At 35.9% G+C, this 17342-nt stretch carries 18 protein-coding genes; 12 read left to right on the top strand and 6 right to left on the bottom strand.

The features are described from left to right. The first annotated feature begins 365 nt into the window (after nucleotides 1-365). Nucleotides 366-1667 (top strand): hypothetical protein, encoded by a 1302-nt coding sequence (locus J7E57_RS19460; protein WP_215124828.1) that lies wholly within the window; start codon nucleotides 366-368, stop codon nucleotides 1665-1667. 139 nt (nucleotides 1668-1806) lie between these two features. Here J7E57_RS19460 and J7E57_RS19455 read toward each other — a convergent pair whose 3' ends face one another. Continuing rightward, the gene (locus tag J7E57_RS19455) at nucleotides 1807-2157 is read right to left on the bottom strand and encodes a VOC family protein (protein WP_215124829.1); all 351 of its coding nucleotides are present in this window, start codon (nucleotides 2155-2157) and stop codon (nucleotides 1807-1809) included. 73 nt (nucleotides 2158-2230) lie between these two features. After that, nucleotides 2231-2830 (bottom strand): peptide-methionine (S)-S-oxide reductase MsrA, encoded by a 600-nt coding sequence (gene msrA, locus J7E57_RS19450; RefSeq protein WP_251029980.1) that lies wholly within the window; start codon nucleotides 2828-2830, stop codon nucleotides 2231-2233. A gap of 351 nt (nucleotides 2831-3181) precedes the next feature. Between msrA and J7E57_RS19445 the strand changes: the two genes are divergently transcribed. From J7E57_RS19445 to J7E57_RS19400, 10 genes are all read left to right on the top strand, one after another. Beyond that, entirely contained in the window at nucleotides 3182-4144 is a 963-nt protein-coding gene (locus J7E57_RS19445; RefSeq protein WP_215124831.1) for an isopenicillin N synthase family dioxygenase, read from the top strand. Nucleotides 4145-4243: 99 nt separating this feature from the next. Beyond that, nucleotides 4244-5086: a DUF6929 family protein gene (locus J7E57_RS19440; protein WP_215124832.1), complete on the top strand. Its 843-nt coding sequence runs from the start codon at nucleotides 4244-4246 to the stop codon at nucleotides 5084-5086. A gap of 68 nt (nucleotides 5087-5154) precedes the next feature. Further along, nucleotides 5155-5742, top strand: coding sequence for a Crp/Fnr family transcriptional regulator (locus J7E57_RS19435; protein ID WP_215124833.1), 588 nt, complete (start codon nucleotides 5155-5157; stop codon nucleotides 5740-5742). A gap of 72 nt (nucleotides 5743-5814) precedes the next feature. Continuing rightward, entirely contained in the window at nucleotides 5815-7182 is a 1368-nt protein-coding gene (locus tag J7E57_RS19430; protein WP_215124834.1) for a hypothetical protein, read from the top strand. Between the two features lie 10 nt (nucleotides 7183-7192). Next, a complete protein-coding gene (locus J7E57_RS19425) occupies nucleotides 7193-7591 on the top strand; it encodes a hypothetical protein (RefSeq protein ID WP_215124835.1) in 399 nt (132 codons plus the stop codon). Between the two features lie 1143 nt (nucleotides 7592-8734). Then, nucleotides 8735-8932 (top strand): hypothetical protein, encoded by a 198-nt coding sequence (locus tag J7E57_RS19420; protein WP_215124836.1) that lies wholly within the window; start codon nucleotides 8735-8737, stop codon nucleotides 8930-8932. A gap of 2 nt (nucleotides 8933-8934) precedes the next feature. Beyond that, nucleotides 8935-9255: a hypothetical protein gene (locus tag J7E57_RS19415; protein WP_215124837.1), complete on the top strand. Its 321-nt coding sequence runs from the start codon at nucleotides 8935-8937 to the stop codon at nucleotides 9253-9255. A gap of 196 nt (nucleotides 9256-9451) precedes the next feature. Next, nucleotides 9452-9817 (top strand): hypothetical protein, encoded by a 366-nt coding sequence (locus tag J7E57_RS19410; RefSeq protein WP_215124838.1) that lies wholly within the window; start codon nucleotides 9452-9454, stop codon nucleotides 9815-9817. After that, nucleotides 9817-10077 carry a sterol desaturase family protein gene (locus tag J7E57_RS19405; RefSeq protein WP_317196561.1) on the top strand — a complete coding sequence of 87 codons (261 nt, stop codon included), beginning with the start codon at nucleotides 9817-9819 and terminating at the stop codon, nucleotides 10075-10077. Before J7E57_RS19410 ends, J7E57_RS19405 begins: the two co-directional genes overlap by 1 nt. A 38-nt stretch (nucleotides 10078-10115) precedes the next feature. Then, entirely contained in the window at nucleotides 10116-10778 is a 663-nt protein-coding gene (locus tag J7E57_RS19400) for a hypothetical protein (protein ID WP_215124839.1), read from the top strand. Between the two features lie 64 nt (nucleotides 10779-10842). Here J7E57_RS19400 and J7E57_RS19395 read toward each other — a convergent pair whose 3' ends face one another. Genes J7E57_RS19395 through J7E57_RS19380 form a run of 4 tightly spaced genes read right to left on the bottom strand, consistent with a single transcriptional unit; the run spans nucleotide 10843 to nucleotide 14820 of the window. Beyond that, entirely contained in the window at nucleotides 10843-11010 is a 168-nt protein-coding gene (locus J7E57_RS19395) for a hypothetical protein (protein WP_215124840.1), read from the bottom strand. Beyond that, nucleotides 10973-11332 (bottom strand): hypothetical protein, encoded by a 360-nt coding sequence (locus J7E57_RS19390; protein WP_215124841.1) that lies wholly within the window; start codon nucleotides 11330-11332, stop codon nucleotides 10973-10975. The genes J7E57_RS19395 and J7E57_RS19390 overlap by 38 nt, the downstream gene beginning before the upstream one ends. A gap of 49 nt (nucleotides 11333-11381) precedes the next feature. Continuing rightward, nucleotides 11382-13139, bottom strand: coding sequence for a serine hydrolase domain-containing protein (locus tag J7E57_RS19385; RefSeq protein ID WP_251029979.1), 1758 nt, complete (start codon nucleotides 13137-13139; stop codon nucleotides 11382-11384). A 46-nt stretch (nucleotides 13140-13185) separates the two neighbouring features. Further along, the gene (locus J7E57_RS19380; RefSeq protein WP_215124843.1) at nucleotides 13186-14820 is read right to left on the bottom strand and encodes an amidohydrolase; all 1635 of its coding nucleotides are present in this window, start codon (nucleotides 14818-14820) and stop codon (nucleotides 13186-13188) included. A gap of 602 nt (nucleotides 14821-15422) precedes the next feature. Here J7E57_RS19380 and mutL point away from each other — a divergent pair. Further along, nucleotides 15423-17258: a DNA mismatch repair endonuclease MutL gene (mutL, locus tag J7E57_RS19375; protein ID WP_215124844.1), complete on the top strand. Its 1836-nt coding sequence runs from the start codon at nucleotides 15423-15425 to the stop codon at nucleotides 17256-17258. Nucleotides 17259-17342 lie beyond the last annotated feature (84 nt).

Here is a 17342-nt window from a genome sequence, read left to right as displayed (position 1 = left end):
AATTTAGAATGATTTTAAACATCCCACGAATTTTAGGGCATTAAATCTGAAAAAATTGCTAAAAAATTAGAAATACCCCTCTCTTTTTGACATGTTCTAATCAAATTTTAATCCAAAAAATAGTTTAATTAATAACTAAGTAAAAAGAACATTAAACTAACCATCGAAACCCATTGTTAATTTGCTAATAACACTTTCTTTTTCTTTTGAAAATTTATCATTTTAGTTTTAAACGCTTGAAAAAATTTAAATTTTGACAATCAGGACATGTTCTGAAAGGCTAAATTTATAAGAATCTGCATTTTTCATTTTTTTTCTTCCCTAAAATGTTAGTTTTATACATCTATTTGTTTAAAACATGCCTCATGAAGAAAATAATTTTATTTTGCGTTGTCCTATTTTTAGCTGCCTGTTCTGGCGAAAAAACCGATCAGCTTTTACTCGAACTTGATAAAAAGAAACTGGCTGAAAACATCAATTATGATAAAATCATATTTTATAAATTTGCTAAAATAGCAGTCCGTTCAACTGCCGTTCAAGATACTACCCAGCCCGAGTATCAGAAATTCAGCAAACAGGCCCAAAGTGTTGTCAGGACGCTGAACAAAGTAAACGCACACAACAATGAAAACATTTCTGTAATAGACGCCTTAAGGGTGTATAAAGAATATCGTTCGGTTAAACAATTTGTAAAAGAAACCGATGAAGATGTTTTTCCATTGCTAACTGCAGGCTTTATCGCGATGAAAACGGGCGTAAAAACACCACAACCATTTTTTAAGGATACAAACAAGGCCTACTATCAAAATATAGAACATGCCATTTTAAGCATGGCTGTACTGGCCACCAGAGATCTGGGGCAACCTTTTGCGTTATATGAATGTGCTAAAACTCAACCAGAACTGCTTGATGATTGCGAAATTAAAACACTTTTAGAATTTGTGCGCGGTTTCTTGTTTTTTAGCAACAACTTATTTTATCTATCTGAAGATGGTCTTTCGAGAAACATTAAATGGCTGGATAAAAACGAGAAAATCCCACTCCCCTACACCAAATCATTTTTTGGCTGGAGCCGTTTAAACGATGAGCAGACTCATTTGGCTTTCCATAGTATGAACTATCTTTTTAGAGGTTTTGACCGAATGAGAATGGAGCGAAAAATTGATGAGGAAAGATCGCTTGAAGATTTTGAGGCTTTTTTAAACGACATGAACAAACTCGGCATCCAAAACGAACTGGTTTGGGGGATAACCGTTTATCTGAATTTAAAAAAGGAAAGACCAGAGCAGTCGCTTCCAGCATTGGAAAAGCTGAGCAAAAGCCCATTATTTTCTAAAAACGAACGCGAAGCACTACAACAAACTATGGTATATGTAAAAGACCGTAAATCAGATAAGGCACTAACTGGTGTGTACGACAAAGCGTTTATCGGTAAAATTGCCACTAAATACATGATTGCGGTACTCTCGAAAATAAACTGGGAAAAACTGATGAAACAGCAGGGTGTTCCTTATACCGAAGAAGTATTTGCCGGCATAGGCAAGTTTAAGGCGCTTTCTAATTCGGTGAGTGAGTATACTCAGCCTTCAACTATAGAAAAAGGGAAAAAAGAGATTGGCAAAAAAGGCAGCGAACTGCTCGAAAAAGCTAAAGGTTTTTTGAACTAAAAGATGATTCGTCATCTCGACTGAAGCGTAGCGGAATGGAGAGATCTATAAGTTAGATTTCTCGACTACGTTGCACTCCGCTCGAAATGACGACAACCGAGGCTATTCGTGTTGATCTCTATGCACAATAAACTGTCCCTCAATAATGGCTTAAAATATTAACCAATTTACCAAATGGATCTCTGGTGTAAAACCGCCTTACACCCCATGGTTCATCAGCCGGGCCGTATTCGATCGGAAATCCGGCGGCTTTCACCTTTTCCAATATTTCATCAACATTTTCAACTTCAATGGATAGATCTGGTGTTGGGGTACCCGATCCGCCTTCGGAAGCAAAACTGATCTGTACACCCATTTTTTGCCCTGTCGCACCATAAGTTGCAATCCAACCATGATCCATTAGTAGATCAAGCCCCAAAATATCTTTATAAAAACTGGCTGCATCAGCAATTTTTTGAGTATTAATATTAAGTACTATTCTTTTCACCATAAACAGAAGTTTAAATTCCTAAGATAACAAAAAGCCCTGCAATGTTTATTGCAGGGCTAGTCAAGCACGCTTATTAATTTTTAAGCTTCGCCTTAAATATTTTTTCCAGTTTCTCTATTTTGGGCTGAATCACCAATCTGCAATAAGGTTCACTTCCGTTTTTGTTGAAATAATTCTGATGGTAATTTTCTGCAATATAAAATGGTTTGGCCGCTTCTATAGCTGTTACCACTTTTTTGCCATAAGCATTGGTTTTATTCAGCTCTGCCTTATATTTTTCTGCCAAAGCTTTTTGCTCAGCAGTGTGGTAAAAAATTACAGAGCGATATTGTGTACCGCTATCAGCGCCTTGACGGTTTAATGTTGTAGGATCGTGGCTTTTCCAAAAAACTTCCAATAAGTCATCGTAAGAAATCACCATTGGGTTATAGGTAATCTCTAAAACCTCGGCATGCCCGGTAGCACCGGTACATACCTCCTCATAAGTTGGATTGGTTAAAGTACCGCCTTCATAACCAGATTTAACCGATACCACGCCTTTTAAACGTTGAAAAATGGCTTCAGTACACCAAAAACAGCCCATTCCGAATGTAGCTTTCTCTGTCTTTTTTCCTTGTGCATTTGCCTGATTTAAGGCCAATACCGATAAAAGAATTAAAATTATTTTTCTCATTTCGTGTTTATTTGTTTTTAATTGTAATGAGGCTATCATGATTTTTATCTGATTGTTGATATGGCAAATCATGATGGTTTCATTGTGTGTGTTTTATTTTATTAGTCGCAAATAACCAATTTACCTTACAGTTCATCAGGTTATTTTCTAGCTAATTATACGAAATTAAATAAGTTGTAGTTTGCGTTTAAATTATAATGGATTTAGTGTGACAATCAACTATTCTATTGCTTTTGCAATTTTGTTAATAACTTAAAAAACTGTATATTAATTTATTAAGCACTTAATACACAACCGAAACGCACTTATTAACAATTCTTTTTAAATTCGTAAAACATTAAATATAAAATTATGTCTACACCGTATATTCCTTGTTTAGATTTAGGCTCTTACATCAATGGTTCTGCAGAAGACCGTAAAAAGTTTTCTGATGAATTGGGCAGGGCTTTTAACGATTCGGGTTTTGTTACCATTACCAACCATGGTTTAAGCCAGGAATTAATTGACAAGCTTTATGAAAATATTAAAGCTGCCTTTTCGCTTCCGGTTGAAACCAAAAGGAAATATGAGAAACCAGAATTAGCTGGTCAACGTGGTTACACCAGTGCAGGCAAAGAAACTGCTAAAGGAGCCAAAACCCCAGATTTGAAAGAATTCTGGCAGATTGGCCAGGAAGTAATTGATGGTGATCCTGTTAAAAATGAATACCCTGATAATGAAGTTTTAGAAGAATTACCAGAATTTAACAAAGTAACAGGCGATATTTACAAAAAACTGGAAGAAAACGGGACACATTTATTACGCGCCATTGCTACTTACCTGGAATTGCCGATCAATTATTTCGACAAACACGTTCATAACGGAAATTCTATTTTAAGGGGTATCCACTACTTCCCGATAGAAAATCCTGAAACCATTCCTGATGATGCGGTACGTGCAGGTGCACATGAAGACATCAATTTGATTACCTTATTAATTGGTGCCAGTGCAGACGGTTTAGAAGTTTTAACCCGCAGCAATGAATGGTTGCCAATTAAAGCACATCACACTGATATTGTGGTGAATGTGGGCGATATGTTACAGCGTTTAACCAACAATAAATTAAAATCGACGACACATAGGGTGGTAAACCCACCTCGTGAACTGATGAAAACCTCGCGTTTCTCTGTTCCTTTTTTCTTGCACCCACGCAGCGACATGGACCTAACAAGTTTACCATCAACCATTGATGCCGAACACCCTAAAGCTTATAGCGATATGACTGCGGGCGAATATTTGGATGAAAGATTAAGAGAAATTGGATTGAAGAAGTAGTTCGGAGTCGTGAGTCCTCAGTCATGACTCCCTAGCGAATCGTAAACAAAAATAAAAGCATCGGCCCAAAAAACCGGTGCTTTTTTGTTATTTTCAAACATGCATTCAACAACTTTAGAAGTTTTTGCCGAGATTGATGGCATTGGCTCTGCTTCGGGTCTATTCCTTCACGAAGATTTCCTTTATATCATTGGCGACAACAGCGGCTACTTGAACGAATATAACATCAAAACCAAAAAGCTACGCAAAATTCAGATTTTATTTGATAAAACACTTGATCAGTTAGAAAATATACCTAAATCCTTAAAACCCGATTTCGAAATCCTTTGTCATAATAACAATAAGCTCTACATATTAGGTTCGGGCTCTACGCCCAAAAGAAACCTGATGATCGAATTCGACCTGAAAACTCAAAAAGTTATTCAGAAAGACCTGACTGAAACTTATTCCTTGCTTAAATCTATTTCCAAAATAGATGATCAGAACTTTAACCTCGAAGGCGCAACCTTTACAGGCAATGAGTGGCTACTTTTTAACCGTGGCAATGGGCTTGATGCAAAGAATGGCGTATTCAAAATCCAGGGAGCAGATTTAGCTAAAACAAAACAAGTTAAGTTCAACCATTTTAAGCTTCCAAATATTGATCATGTAGAATCCTCTTTTACCGATGCTGTATTGGTGAAAAATGAAATATTTTTCATCGCTACCGCCGAAGATACCAAATCGACTTATGCCGATGGCGAAATTCTGGGCAGTTTTATCGGCAGTATTAACCTACAGATTTTGAAGCTAACCTTCAGCAATAAAATTTCTGGCAAACATAAATTTGAAGGCATTACTTTACTTAGCCAAAACGAGCGTAGTACAACTTTTTTATTGTGTGAGGATCGTGATAACGAAGAACTTAAAACGGTGATTTATAAGTTGGTGATAAATCATTAATTTAAATATTAATCCTATATTCGAATTGATTCCTTATTTTCTGATAGCATCCTGCTAAAAAAATAATTATGCTTAAAGAGAATTACCTGCAAGATTATCAAAATTTATTTGCTGTTTTTAATGCCATTCACCCCCTTAGTGAGGAACTAAAATCGGCTATTATTAAGAATAGTCATATTGCTCAAGTCAAAAGAAAAACCACGCTGTTAAGCGCTGGTGAAAGTAGCAATACCATATATTTCATTGTAGCGGGTGGGGCCAGGGTATACTATCTTGATAAAGATGGCAAACAAACCAATACCTGGTTTTTATTCGAAAATGAACTATTGATTTCTGTTTATGGCTTCTTTACCGGACAGCCCAGTTTTGAATATATTGAAACCTTAGAAGACACAACCTTAATAGTAGTAAAAAGAGAAAAACTCGATGAAATGTATCTCCAGTTTATGGAATTTAATTTTATCGGCCGAAAACTCACAGAGTATTATTATATCCGTAACGAAATACAGGCCAACGAACTGCGGATGTTGAGCGCAAAAGAACGTTATGAGCAGTTACTCAAACGAAATCCCCAGCTTTTCCAAAGGGTTTCTTTAGGCCATATTGCTTCCTATCTCGGCATCTCACAAGAAACATTAAGCAGGATTAGAAAGTAAGGTGTTTTTTTGACTTTTATCAAAAGTTAGGTGGTCCTGAGCATATAGATTTGTTTATCTAAAACAAAAACTATGAAAAACAAATCTAAATCTCACAATCATCCCTTATCAAGATTATTACTTTTATTAGTATTTACCCTATTATTTATTATTTCGTGTAAGAAAAATGAAGAAACAATCTTAAAAAAAGATACGATACAAGAAGCTCAAGAATGGTTCCGCTCAAAAACAATTAATCAAAATTTAAATACTTCCATGTTTAGGAGTAAAGGCATTAATAAACTTTCTACCCTAAGCCCACAAAGTTTTGCATCGATACCTGCAAATGCAGATCATACCTTAAATATAGAATGGAAAAATGCCAAGCAATATCAATCAAATGATAGCACTATAATAGAGGTACCTGTTAATACCAAAGGTATTTTTAAATTTAACACAGAACCTGCAAATGATAAAAAGATAAGTATCAACAAAAGTTTTACAAGGGTTTTATTCATTGAAACAGCACTTAAAACAGAGGGCTATTTCATGACCATAATTAGTAGCGACACCTACCTTGCAAAAAATGGCTCTAACCCCTACAACAACTCTCATTTAAGAAAAGAAAGTGATTTTGAAGGCACCATTGTTTACCATGATCTAAGTGGTAAAATGCTTAATGCTTTTTCCATTAGCAAATTAAAACTAGCTAATAAACAAGCTTCGATTAATCCAACCCCTAAAGATAAAATAAGCATAGCTATCCCAGATAATTGTGTGGGTACACCTGTTTACGAAGTAATTGGAACAGACTGTTATGATATTGGCGCTTATTACACCTACTGTGAAAATGTATATAGTATTTATTTAGGTTCTACAGGATGTGGAAGTGGAGGGGGAATTACTAATCCGAATGCCCCAGGAGGTGGAGGAGCAGGAGATAGCGGCACAACAAGCATGACCATGCCTCCGCCTCCTGCTATACCAATAACAGACATTAAAAAGTTCCTAAGTTGTTTTGATAAAAGTAAGTCTGCAAGCCTAACTGTTTACGCAGAAAAGATAGCAACGTCATTTCCTGGGCATGCTTTTATATCTATTAAACAGGGATCTAATACAATGGTATTGGGATTTTATCCAAAAGAAAGCTTTCCTAGCACTGTTTCAGGACCTGGAGTAATGGGTGAAAATGGTGAGCATGCATATAATGCAGCTACCAATTACGGAGATATCTCTTCTGAAAAATTACAAAAGATCATTGATACTGCTATCAAATTCTCATCAAGTAATTATATATTAACCAATAATAACTGTGCTAACTTTGCACTAGAAGTACTACGAATATTGGGAGTAACAGATATTACAGGAATTTGCACTCCGGATAATATATATGATTTAATTAAACCATACGCAACAAGTACTAATGGTAAAGCCCCAAAAACTCAAAGAACTTGTGATTAATTTTAATACTATGAGATACTTAAAAATTTTATCAATCATTTCTTTTCTGCTCATTAACGGATTAGGAGAACATGGAATTCCAACTTTTGCTGGTATTGGGCTTTGTATATATCAGTTTATAAATGATATACTCACATTCATCCACAATAACAATAAAGAGATTTCTTGGTCATTAGGCTTAATTGGCATTTCTACAATTATTTGTATTTCAATTATACTGTTAGCAAAAAAATATAAAGATCGCTATTTATTAGCGCTTTCATTAATTATACTACTTGGCATTGAGATATACATGTCGGGAGTGCTACGTTATTATGATAAGATAGATCCCTGGTTTATCTTTCCAATGTTGGTGTTTTTAGTAAGTTCAATAACACTAGTTGCAAAAAGCTTTAAGAAAATTGTTTAAATATTATATCTTAAATATATTGCTTTTCGGTTAAACTTTATAATAATACGCTTAAGAGTGGTGAGAATTCATCGCTCCTTTTGATCTTAACTTTTTTATTGGATATTTATCAAAATCAATCTACAAGGTATCTATAGTTCGTTTGGCAAAAAATTAGCTGATGATTCTAAAATTCAATTATTATCGAATCGCTTTTTGATAAAAGTCAAAAGCCAGCTATTTATCCATCCCACGATATTTTAAGTCTGATTACCGGGCCAGTTGGAAGTAAACTTAATGACAATGGTGACCACGCTTATGATGCTAGCATGACTATGTTAAATATCGCTCCAGAAGAATTTCAATTGGTTCAAACAAAAGCTCTAGCACAAAAAAATTCTAGCTATGATATAAACAATTATAATTGTACTAATTATGCATTAATATATTTAACATTATTAGAGATGCAGACCACCAAATTGAAATTAACGATTGGAAAGGCACTTCTGGTTTCAATTATGGAAACCCCCAAATGGCTTATACAACAAACTATTAACTATGAAAGAAAATGGTTATACAAATATTACTAAAGGAGAAAAAAAGCTCCGGCAAAGAAAGGAGAGTGTAATTAATATGAAAAACGTTCAACATCCAAGGCTTCTTATTCTTTTTGTTGTTATATCTTTTTTAGCAATCTTTTTATAACTGGCGAAAAAAATTCGTTGTTCATGTTTATGTATATAATACTTCTTCCATTGTTAATCATTGATGACTCAGGAAATATATTTTCCTTAACCATAAACAAAGAAACTATATTCATAATCGATATATTATATATAGCTGGAATTTATTTTTCAATATTTCACTTACTATTAACCTACTTCCGAAAAGTACAAAGCAACAGTATCCAACAAGCCCTATCTTTCCTAATTCTTACAATACCTGCTTGACAAGTACTTTCTAAGCCTATAGAAAATACATATCCTATAGCTACAATTATATTGTTTTTATCTACATCTATAATAAGTTTAGCATTTACGATTAGGGAAATTGCATCAAAAGATCATCAAATTAATAGTGATGATAAAGTTTAAATTCATATTAAATGAACTCACAAAAAATACTAATTGAATTATATGCAACAAAACCATTCATAAACCAAAGATGAAAAACTTATTTATTATTTTATTTTTAGCAATAGCATTATTGTCTTCTAAAATTTCATTGGCGCAAAATACAGATAGAAATTTTGGAAAAACTCCTAACGGTCTGTATAAAAAAATTGAAGCAATGAAAAATTCAGGTAATCCAAATGCTAAAGTATCAAAAGCCAATGCTCCAACATCTACAATCTGCGACTAATTATGAAAACTAAAATTATCTATATATTCATTGGAATGCTAGTAATCATAGCATCTAACGTTGGTCCGCTTCACTCTGTATTATCGCTTTTTTTAGATCTTGATAGTGGACATTTCAGGTACAGTACATATAATGGCGAATTTACTTTTGTAGAACGTTCAAAGGGAGTTAATTTTGCCATGATGAACAGGAGGTTTAATGAGTCAAAAAAAAACACGTCATTAAAACCGTTGAAGATACACAGGTTATTTTCTAAAAATCCATTATGTTTTTGGGATGGGCAAGCTATTTTAATGATAAACGATATGACTTGCCTTATTTAAGTTGGAAAGAGGTTAGAACACGGCGAGGGTATGATTTGGAGTATGCTACTTCTTACCAAGATTTTTAGAAGGATAGAATTACAAACTGATTTAGGCCAATCAATGCGCGCTTTAAAAAACAAGGGAGACAGTAGAATTAAGACAAGTCCAGGGAAAGCTCCTTTAGGAAAAGGTTCTTGTAAATAAATTGGAAATCATGAAAAAGACACTAATAATTTGCCTTGCTATTTTGATATTGATTAATGTTCCGCCAATATCTTGGTTTTGCAAGATAATTACCGAAGACTATACTTATTCCTCTTATAATGGAGTAATTCAATATCAAGAAAACTTAATGAAAGGAACAAATTTTAATACTTACGCAGAAAGCTTTGATGAAAGAATTAAAAGCGATCCAAATATTAAGGATAAACAATTATACAGAACATTTACCTTAAAGCCTTGGCGGTTTTGGGAATGGCATGAATGGGTTGTCCATTATAAAAGATTTATGCTCCCCTATATTTCTGAAGAGCAAATTTTACAGAATAGAAAAAAAGAGGGATTACCTGAAAAGTATTAATTCAAAAGATTTCTAATGACTATCACACCAATGTGAAAACCCCTCAATGGATCGGTTATATTTTTCAACGACCAGAGATGCACCGTATTCATCATGAATACGAAAAACACAGTAATAATTATGGAGATATTGTTTGGTGGGATATGTTATTCGGAACTTACGAGAACCCAAAAGAATTTAAAAGTTCGTGTGGGTTCGACAATGAAAAGGAACAAAGACTATTGGATATGATAAAGTTTAAAGATGTACATAAGCACTAACCTTTCTAATAATTGATACTTACTGATAATTAAACAAGATGAAAAACTTATTTATGATTTTATTTTTAGCGGCATCATTACTGCTATCTAAAATTTCATTTGCACAAAATACCAATAGGGATTTTAAGCAAATATTGCAGACCTATTATTTATATAAAGATAAAGATGTTGTTGATAAAGCCATTGATTTCGTAAACAATACCACAATGGATTATAGTAGATTAAACCCAATAATAACAGGTTTCTTTGGTGCAGCATTTCTTACCAATGAAGCACTAAAAAAAGATTTCACACTGAATATTAATCGGATAGAAAAAGCTGAATTTAAACAATTATTTATTTTTATTTTATCTTCAAACATTGATACGCTTTATTCGCAAACTAAAATTTCAGTGTCATTAAATGACATGAATTGGTCTTCGTTTTTTGCAACAGGCTATACCAAATATCTTGATAACATTATATCACACATACCGCATATGGAAAACAGAACTGATGTAAATTTATTTTTGGCTGGTGCTTCGGCAAAATGGTCGTTATGTAGTAATTCGAAGCAAAACGATGTCGTTAATAAATATCTTAATTTGTTAAAGGATAAAAATCCCTTACTTAAAGAAATTTTAGAAAATGAGCCACAATATTTTAATGAAGTCATAATTAGCATTTTGAAGAAACAAAAAGAAAACGGTATTTGGAATTAAATTGCTTGCTTTATAGTGTTGTCGACTTTAACAAATCGGCTATTAAAGTTGACAAGCCAGAATTTTAATTCTTCAACAAACTCCTTACAGAAATCTGTGGTGTTTCACCCGCCGGTACAATAGAAATGGCATCATTTTCTATCGTTTGCCCTTCATCGAAATAATAACCTGCGGTACTGGCATTATCGCGCTGATCATTTTCCGTCTTTATCTTTTGTTGGATAAGTAACATTTATCAAATGGCTTTTCATCGCAACCTGAACCTTTTTTGAGGTTAGCCTTGCTCCTGTAGCATTAATGCAATCCAACTCTATGATTTTTGAGCTGTTTAGCCCCGATAGATCGAGTGAACTTGCCAAACGGATATTAAAAGATTTACCGCTATTGTTTTTTACCGAAGCCAACACTTTGTAACGATCGAAATTTTGATCTTTTATGGTTAATTTTTCTTTGTTAACAACAGAATAGGTTACTGCAATTCCATCTACATTTATGGTTTCTCCATCTTTAATCTGTTGTGCGTTTGCAACGCTTATCCCTCCGATAAAAAGCAAGAACAGCGCTAAAGTTTTGATTCATTTCATATTTAGATATTTTACAGGTTTATTTCTTCGATTCGTCTATAGCTTTATTTACCACATCCTGAATTCTTCCTCTAATCTTCAGATTGGATAGTTTATCCGTAACGGTAGGATTAACACGGTTAGACAAAAACACATACACCAAACCGCGCGATGGATCTACCCAAACACAAGTTCCGGTATAACCAGTATGACCATAAGTTTGCGGCGAAGCCAGTTCAGATGGGTAATGTTTAGTCGTATCTGGATCCCAACGATCGAAACCCAAGCCTCTGCGGCTAACATTCGATTGTTTCGAAGTAAACATATCTACTGTCGAATTCTTGAAATATTCTACCCCGCCATAAGTACCACGGTTTAAAAGCATCTGGTAAATAATGGCCAGATCGTTGGCGCTGGCAAATAAACCTGCGTGACCAGAAACACCACCAGCCAAAGCCGCACCCTGATCGTGAACATAGCCAACTAAAAGGGTTTTCCTGAAATAGCTGTCCATTTCGGTTGGAATAATCTGCTCTGGTTTAAAACGGTTACGCGGTAAAAAACCTGCCGTTTGCATGCCTAATGGTTTGTAAAAGTTTTCGTAGGTATATTGATTTAAGGGCTCTTCACTAATATGCTCTACAATATCTTTCATTACATACATGCTGATATCGCTGTATACATATTTGCCACGTGTTTTTATTGGCGAGTTTAACATTTTAGGCCACATAAAATCTTTAAAAAAGCCTTTTTTAATGTAATAATTATCGGCCACTTTGGTAGGATATGCTGCCGAGGAATCCCTGCTGTAATCGCCAGTTTTCACATAATCATGAAAAGGGATATAGGGAATGAAACCTGCCTGATGCAACATCACTTCGCGCACCTGAATGTTGTTCATTGGCGTAGTACGTGCCTTTGGGATATAAGCACCAATATTGGTATCTAATTTTAACTTTCCTTCTTCAAACAAACGCATTACGGCAGGTGTGGTTGCGGTTACCTTGGTTACTGAGGCCAGATCGAAAATATCGGTTACCTTATCGGGCACATTGGTGTCATAAGTATGCGTTCCATAGGCTTTGTTAAAGATCACCTTACCATCTTTAGCCACCAAAACCACCAATCCCGGCGTTGCTTTCTGCGCTATGGCCTCAGCAGCAATGGCATCAATTTCTTTTAAGTTGTTCGAATTTAAACCTGCATCTTCTGGTACCGTGTACTTTAAGCGTGTGGCCGTTGTAGTAAAACCTGAGCCCATGGTATAACGGGCAGAATAAGCAGTAGTTAACTTATTTGAAGCGGCAATGCCACCAAAAATATATTGCGGCACAATTGCGGCAGCATCTGCATTGTTCTGGGCAGTCCAAACAATTGGCGATTTTAACAGGTCGAATGATTTTAAACCCGGTCCGTTACCAAAAAAAGAAATAATTACATGTTTATTTTTACTGATGCTATTGATAAAGTTAATGTATTTGGCTTTGTTTACATTCTGATCATCAATGGAAATTAAAATGGTATTAAAGTATTTTAAATCATCTTCTAAATCGTTCAAATTCACGCTATCTTTATAAGAATCGGCAGAAAATGAAGTAATTTTATCATATTTATTCGCCAAACTATCAAAAACAGTACTGTAAGCAAAGCTCAGACTAACTGAAGCAATATTCTTTTTCTCCAGTGATTTTAAGGGAATAACACCATCCTGATTGTTTAACAATACGGTTGTATTAGCTATCGCATTGGCAATAGCCAGTTTTTTCTCATTCGCTGTATGCTCCTGTGCGCAGGCCATTAAACATAAAATATTGCAGCAAAATGCTACAACCAGGATACACAATCTATTTCGCTTCATATACTTTTTCTCCGTTCAGGTAGGTTTTTAAAACTTTGGTTTTTAATATGTTTTGTGGTGTTGATTTCAAAATATCGTGATCGAGCATAACAAAATCGGCTAATTTGCCTTTCTCCAAACTACCCTTTTCATGTTCTTCAAAATTGGCTTTTGCTGCCCAGATGGTCATTCCGCGTAAAGCTTCTTCGGGTGTTAGGGCATTTTCCATTTGGAAGCCCCCTTTCGGAAAACCTTTTGCATCTTCTCTCACTGTTGCAGCATAAAACGTTAATAATGGATTAATGTTTTCGACCGGAAAATCAGTGCCCAAAGGAATCCAACCGTTCTGCTTTAACAATTGTTTGTAAGCATAGGCACTTTTTAACCTTTCGGCACCTAAACGCTGTCCGGCCCAGTACATATCGGAAGTGGCATGGGTAGGCTGAACGGATGGAACAATGCTGGCCTTTCCGAATAGATCGAAATCGTTGGCATTTACCACTTGTGCATGTTCAATGCGCCAGCGCTGATCGTTTTTGCCTTTTAAAATTTTATTGTAAATATTTAGAATTACCCTATTGGCCGAATCCCCAATGGCGTGGGTACACATCTGGAAATGATTGGCTGCGATCTGTTTGGCCACTTCTTCAAAGTGTTTTTGATCGCTCAATAGAAAACCTGTTTTATTTGGCATATCGCTATATGGATGCAACAGGCAGGCCCCACGCGAGCCTAAAGCACCATCAGCATAAACTTTAAATGCCCGAACATTTAACCGATCGGTTTTGATCGGCCCACGACTAAAAAGATATTTATAATTATCAGGCTCGTCAGAAAGCATTACATAAAGCCTCATTTTAAACTTGTTTTCTTTCTGCAGTTTTTCGATGAATTCGACAGCCAGATAACTTAAGCCACAATCATCAATGGTGGTTAAGCCTGCCGCGAAACAGTTTTTCTGTGCATCGATAAATATTTTTTCAGCCAGTTTAGCGTCTGGTGATGGGATTTTACGCTCTACTAAAGCCACGGCATTATCGATTAAAACACCAGTTAACTTTCCGTTTTGGGTAAGCATATCGCCACCTACCAATTTCTGCTCGCCTTTAATGCCTGCATCATCTAAGGCTTTTTGGTTAGCAATGGCCGCATGGCCATCAATGCGGTTTAAAAATACCGGGCGATCAGGAAAAAGTGCCGTTAGTTTTTCATTTGTTGGGAAAGCTTTATTGTCCCAATCGTTTTGGTCCCAGCCATTGCCAATTAACCAACCATCGGGGTGCGTTTTGGCAAAGTCGGTTAAGCGCTTAAGCACTTCATCCCACGATTTTGTTTCTCTTAAATCAGCTGTCTGCAAACTTTGTCCGTAGCCATAAAAATGGGCATGAGCATCTATAAAGCCAGGATAAACAGCTTTCCCATCGGCATTAATCTCTTCTTTGCCAGCGTATTTTAATTTGATATCATCACTTTTGCCAAGTTCCAGAATCTTACCATTCTTCACTGCAAAGGCCTCAACTGTTTCGAACTTGTTGTTTACGGTATAAACCTTGGCATTATAAACAACTACATCGGCTTCTTCTTTCTTGGTACAAGAAGTCAAAAGTATAGCTAGAAAAAGGCTGTATAAAATGGATTTCATATCGATAAAGATAGAAAATTGAAATCATTGCCTTTGTAAATTCGGTTTTACAGAAAGGACGATTGTCATGCTGAGGCACGAAGCATCTGTAACCAATCAGTACACCTGTTAAATTCTTACTACTTAATTTCAGCGGCTGTATTTTATCGGTAAAGATTCTTCACTGTGTTCAGAATGACAGCCTCATGGGCCAGAGATTAAAAAAGAAAGTAATTTTTCGTGTTTTAAAGATCCTTCGACTCCGCTACCATTGACAGATTCCAATAGAAAAATCGTCATCTCGACCGAAGCACAGCGGAGTGGAGAGATCTTTGAACTATGTTGTTGAAATGGAATTTAAAGATTTCTCCTCCAAAGGAGTTCCTTCGGAACACTACGGTCGAAATGACGATACTTCTAATCGACTCACCTCTATAAATTCTCTTGTCATTTATATTGATTCTTATAAAATAAATTACTCCTCAGGATGACAACTTATGTAAAATTGTCTGCTAAGCAATTCAATCCTATTTACCAACAGTCATTTACATGTTGAGTTTTAAACAAATCGGGTTCTTTAAGCTTATTTTGCATAATTTAGCAAATTCACTTTGCCTTAATACATGACTGATATTATTCACTTATTGCCTGATGCTGTTGCCAATCAAATTGCTGCCGGAGAAGTTGTTCAACGACCTGCTTCTGCGGTAAAAGAATTGCTCGAAAATTCGATAGATGCAGGTGCAGATAAAATTCAACTGGTAGTAAAAGATGCCGGAAAGGCATTGATTCAGATTATAGATAACGGCTGTGGGATGAGCGTTACCGATGCCAGAATGTGTTTCGAACGCCATGCCACTTCGAAGGTAAAAAAAGCCGAAGATTTATTTGCCATCCGTACCATGGGTTTCCGTGGCGAGGCCATGGCTTCTATTGCGGCAATTTCGCAGGTAGAAATGAAAACCCGTAGGCATGAGGATGAAATCGGCACATGTATCTCCATCGAAGGTGCACAGGTAACCAACCAAGAGCCCGTTGCCACCTCAGCTGGGACACAGATTTCGATTAAAAATTTATTTTTCAATACGCCTGCCAGAAGGAATTTCCTTAAAAGCAATCCGGTAGAAATGCGCCATATTCTGGATGAATTTCAACGTGTTGCATTGGCGCACCCCGCTGTTTTTTTTAGTCTGCACCATGATGGCACCGAGATTTTTAACCTGCCAAAAGGCAATTTAAAACAACGTATTGTCCACCTTTTTGGCAACAACTATAACGAACGTTTGGTTCCTGTTGAAGAGGAAACGACCATTATTAACCTTAAAGGCTATATTGGTAAACCAGCTTTTGCAAAGAAAACCAGGGGCGAACAGTTCTTTTTTGTGAATAACCGTTTCATTAAAGATCCGTATTTAAACCACGCAGTAAGTTCGGCTTTCGAAGATTTATTACCAGATGATAGTTATCCGCTGTATGTACTGTTTATAGAGATTGATCCATCAAAAATTGATGTAAACGTTCATCCCACTAAAACAGAGATTAAATATCTGGATGAAAAATCCATTTATGCAATCATGAAATCGGCAGTAAAACGTTCAATTGGCCGTTATAACATTTCGCCGACTTTAGATTTCGATCAGGAAACAGGTTTTAGCAATATGATTACTCATAAAGCGGTTGAAGATATTGTTCCACCAAGCATTAATTTCAATCCAGATTTTAATCCATTTGCCATCGATAGCAGTTCTACATCGGGTTATGCCACTTCGCCAAGAAATTATGAAGCCAAACCGAGTGCTAAAAACTGGGGGTCGCTTTACGAAATAACGGAACAGCCAATTGTAGAACAAACCTCTATTTATGCTGACGAGACCGTTTTAGAAACCAAGCAAAAGCAGTACATGCAATTGCATAACCGTTATATTGTTTCGCAGATTAAGTCGGGATTGATGGTGATCGATCAACAAATGGCACATGAGCGAATCCTTTACGAGCGTTTTCTCGTACATCTGGATGATCGCAAAGGTGCATCGCAGCAGAGTTTATTTCCGCAAACCATTACACTAAATGCCAATGATTTCGAACTGGCCAAAAGTTTACTGGATGATATAAAAAGTTTAGGCTTCGATGTGCGCGAATTTGGTAAAAATACGTTGGTAGTAGAAGGCGTTCCGGTTGATCTGGGCAGCAGCAATATTAACGAAACGCAGCTATTTGAACAGTTGATTGAGGGCTTTAAAAACTCGCAGCAGGAACTAAAATTAAGCAAACGCGATAGCTTGGCCAGAAGTTTAGCAAAAAACAGCGCTATAAAAGCGGGAACAAGCCTTGGTCAAGAGGAAATGAATACTTTGATTGATGAGCTTTTTGCCTGTAAAACACCTAACTTTAGCGTGAGCGGCAAACCGATTATCCAAACCATTACTTTGGCAGAGTTGGATAAGAAGTTTGAGAAATAGGTTTAGGGTTTAGGGTTTAGGGTTTAGGGTTTAGGGTTTAGGGAAAACAAATGAAGATTAAACTTTGCCGCTTAAAAAGAATAA

Origin of the sequence: Pedobacter sp. ISL-64 (assembly GCF_018613605.1) — a bacterium.
Lineage (GTDB): Bacteria > Bacteroidota > Bacteroidia > Sphingobacteriales > Sphingobacteriaceae > Pedobacter.
This window is presented reverse-complemented; position numbering and strand designations above follow the sequence as displayed.

What these genes read in the sequence shown, in the direction of transcription:
- J7E57_RS19460 (WP_215124828.1), top strand. Translation starts at nt 366, where the DNA reads ATGAAGAAAATAATTTTATTTTGCGTTGTCCTATTTTTAGCTGCCTGT.
- J7E57_RS19455 (WP_215124829.1), bottom strand. Translation starts at nt 2,157, where the DNA reads ATGGTGAAAAGAATAGTACTTAATATTAATACTCAAAAAATTGCTGAT.
- msrA (WP_251029980.1), bottom strand. Translation starts at nt 2,830, where the DNA reads ATGAGAAAAATAATTTTAATTCTTTTATCGGTATTGGCCTTAAATCAG.
- J7E57_RS19445 (WP_215124831.1), top strand. Translation starts at nt 3,182, where the DNA reads ATGTCTACACCGTATATTCCTTGTTTAGATTTAGGCTCTTACATCAAT.
- J7E57_RS19440 (WP_215124832.1), top strand. Translation starts at nt 4,244, where the DNA reads ATGCATTCAACAACTTTAGAAGTTTTTGCCGAGATTGATGGCATTGGC.
- J7E57_RS19435 (WP_215124833.1), top strand. Translation starts at nt 5,155, where the DNA reads ATGCTTAAAGAGAATTACCTGCAAGATTATCAAAATTTATTTGCTGTT.
- J7E57_RS19430 (WP_215124834.1), top strand. Translation starts at nt 5,815, where the DNA reads ATGAAAAACAAATCTAAATCTCACAATCATCCCTTATCAAGATTATTA.
- J7E57_RS19425 (WP_215124835.1), top strand. Translation starts at nt 7,193, where the DNA reads ATGAGATACTTAAAAATTTTATCAATCATTTCTTTTCTGCTCATTAAC.
- J7E57_RS19420 (WP_215124836.1), top strand. Translation starts at nt 8,735, where the DNA reads ATGAAAAACTTATTTATTATTTTATTTTTAGCAATAGCATTATTGTCT.
- J7E57_RS19415 (WP_215124837.1), top strand. Translation starts at nt 8,935, where the DNA reads ATGAAAACTAAAATTATCTATATATTCATTGGAATGCTAGTAATCATA.
- J7E57_RS19410 (WP_215124838.1), top strand. Translation starts at nt 9,452, where the DNA reads ATGAAAAAGACACTAATAATTTGCCTTGCTATTTTGATATTGATTAAT.
- J7E57_RS19400 (WP_215124839.1), top strand. Translation starts at nt 10,116, where the DNA reads ATGAAAAACTTATTTATGATTTTATTTTTAGCGGCATCATTACTGCTA.
- J7E57_RS19395 (WP_215124840.1), bottom strand. Translation starts at nt 11,010, where the DNA reads ATGTTACTTATCCAACAAAAGATAAAGACGGAAAATGATCAGCGCGAT.
- J7E57_RS19385 (WP_251029979.1), bottom strand. Translation starts at nt 13,139, where the DNA reads ATGGCCTGCGCACAGGAGCATACAGCGAATGAGAAAAAACTGGCTATT.
- J7E57_RS19380 (WP_215124843.1), bottom strand. Translation starts at nt 14,820, where the DNA reads ATGAAATCCATTTTATACAGCCTTTTTCTAGCTATACTTTTGACTTCT.
- mutL (WP_215124844.1), top strand. Translation starts at nt 15,423, where the DNA reads ATGACTGATATTATTCACTTATTGCCTGATGCTGTTGCCAATCAAATT.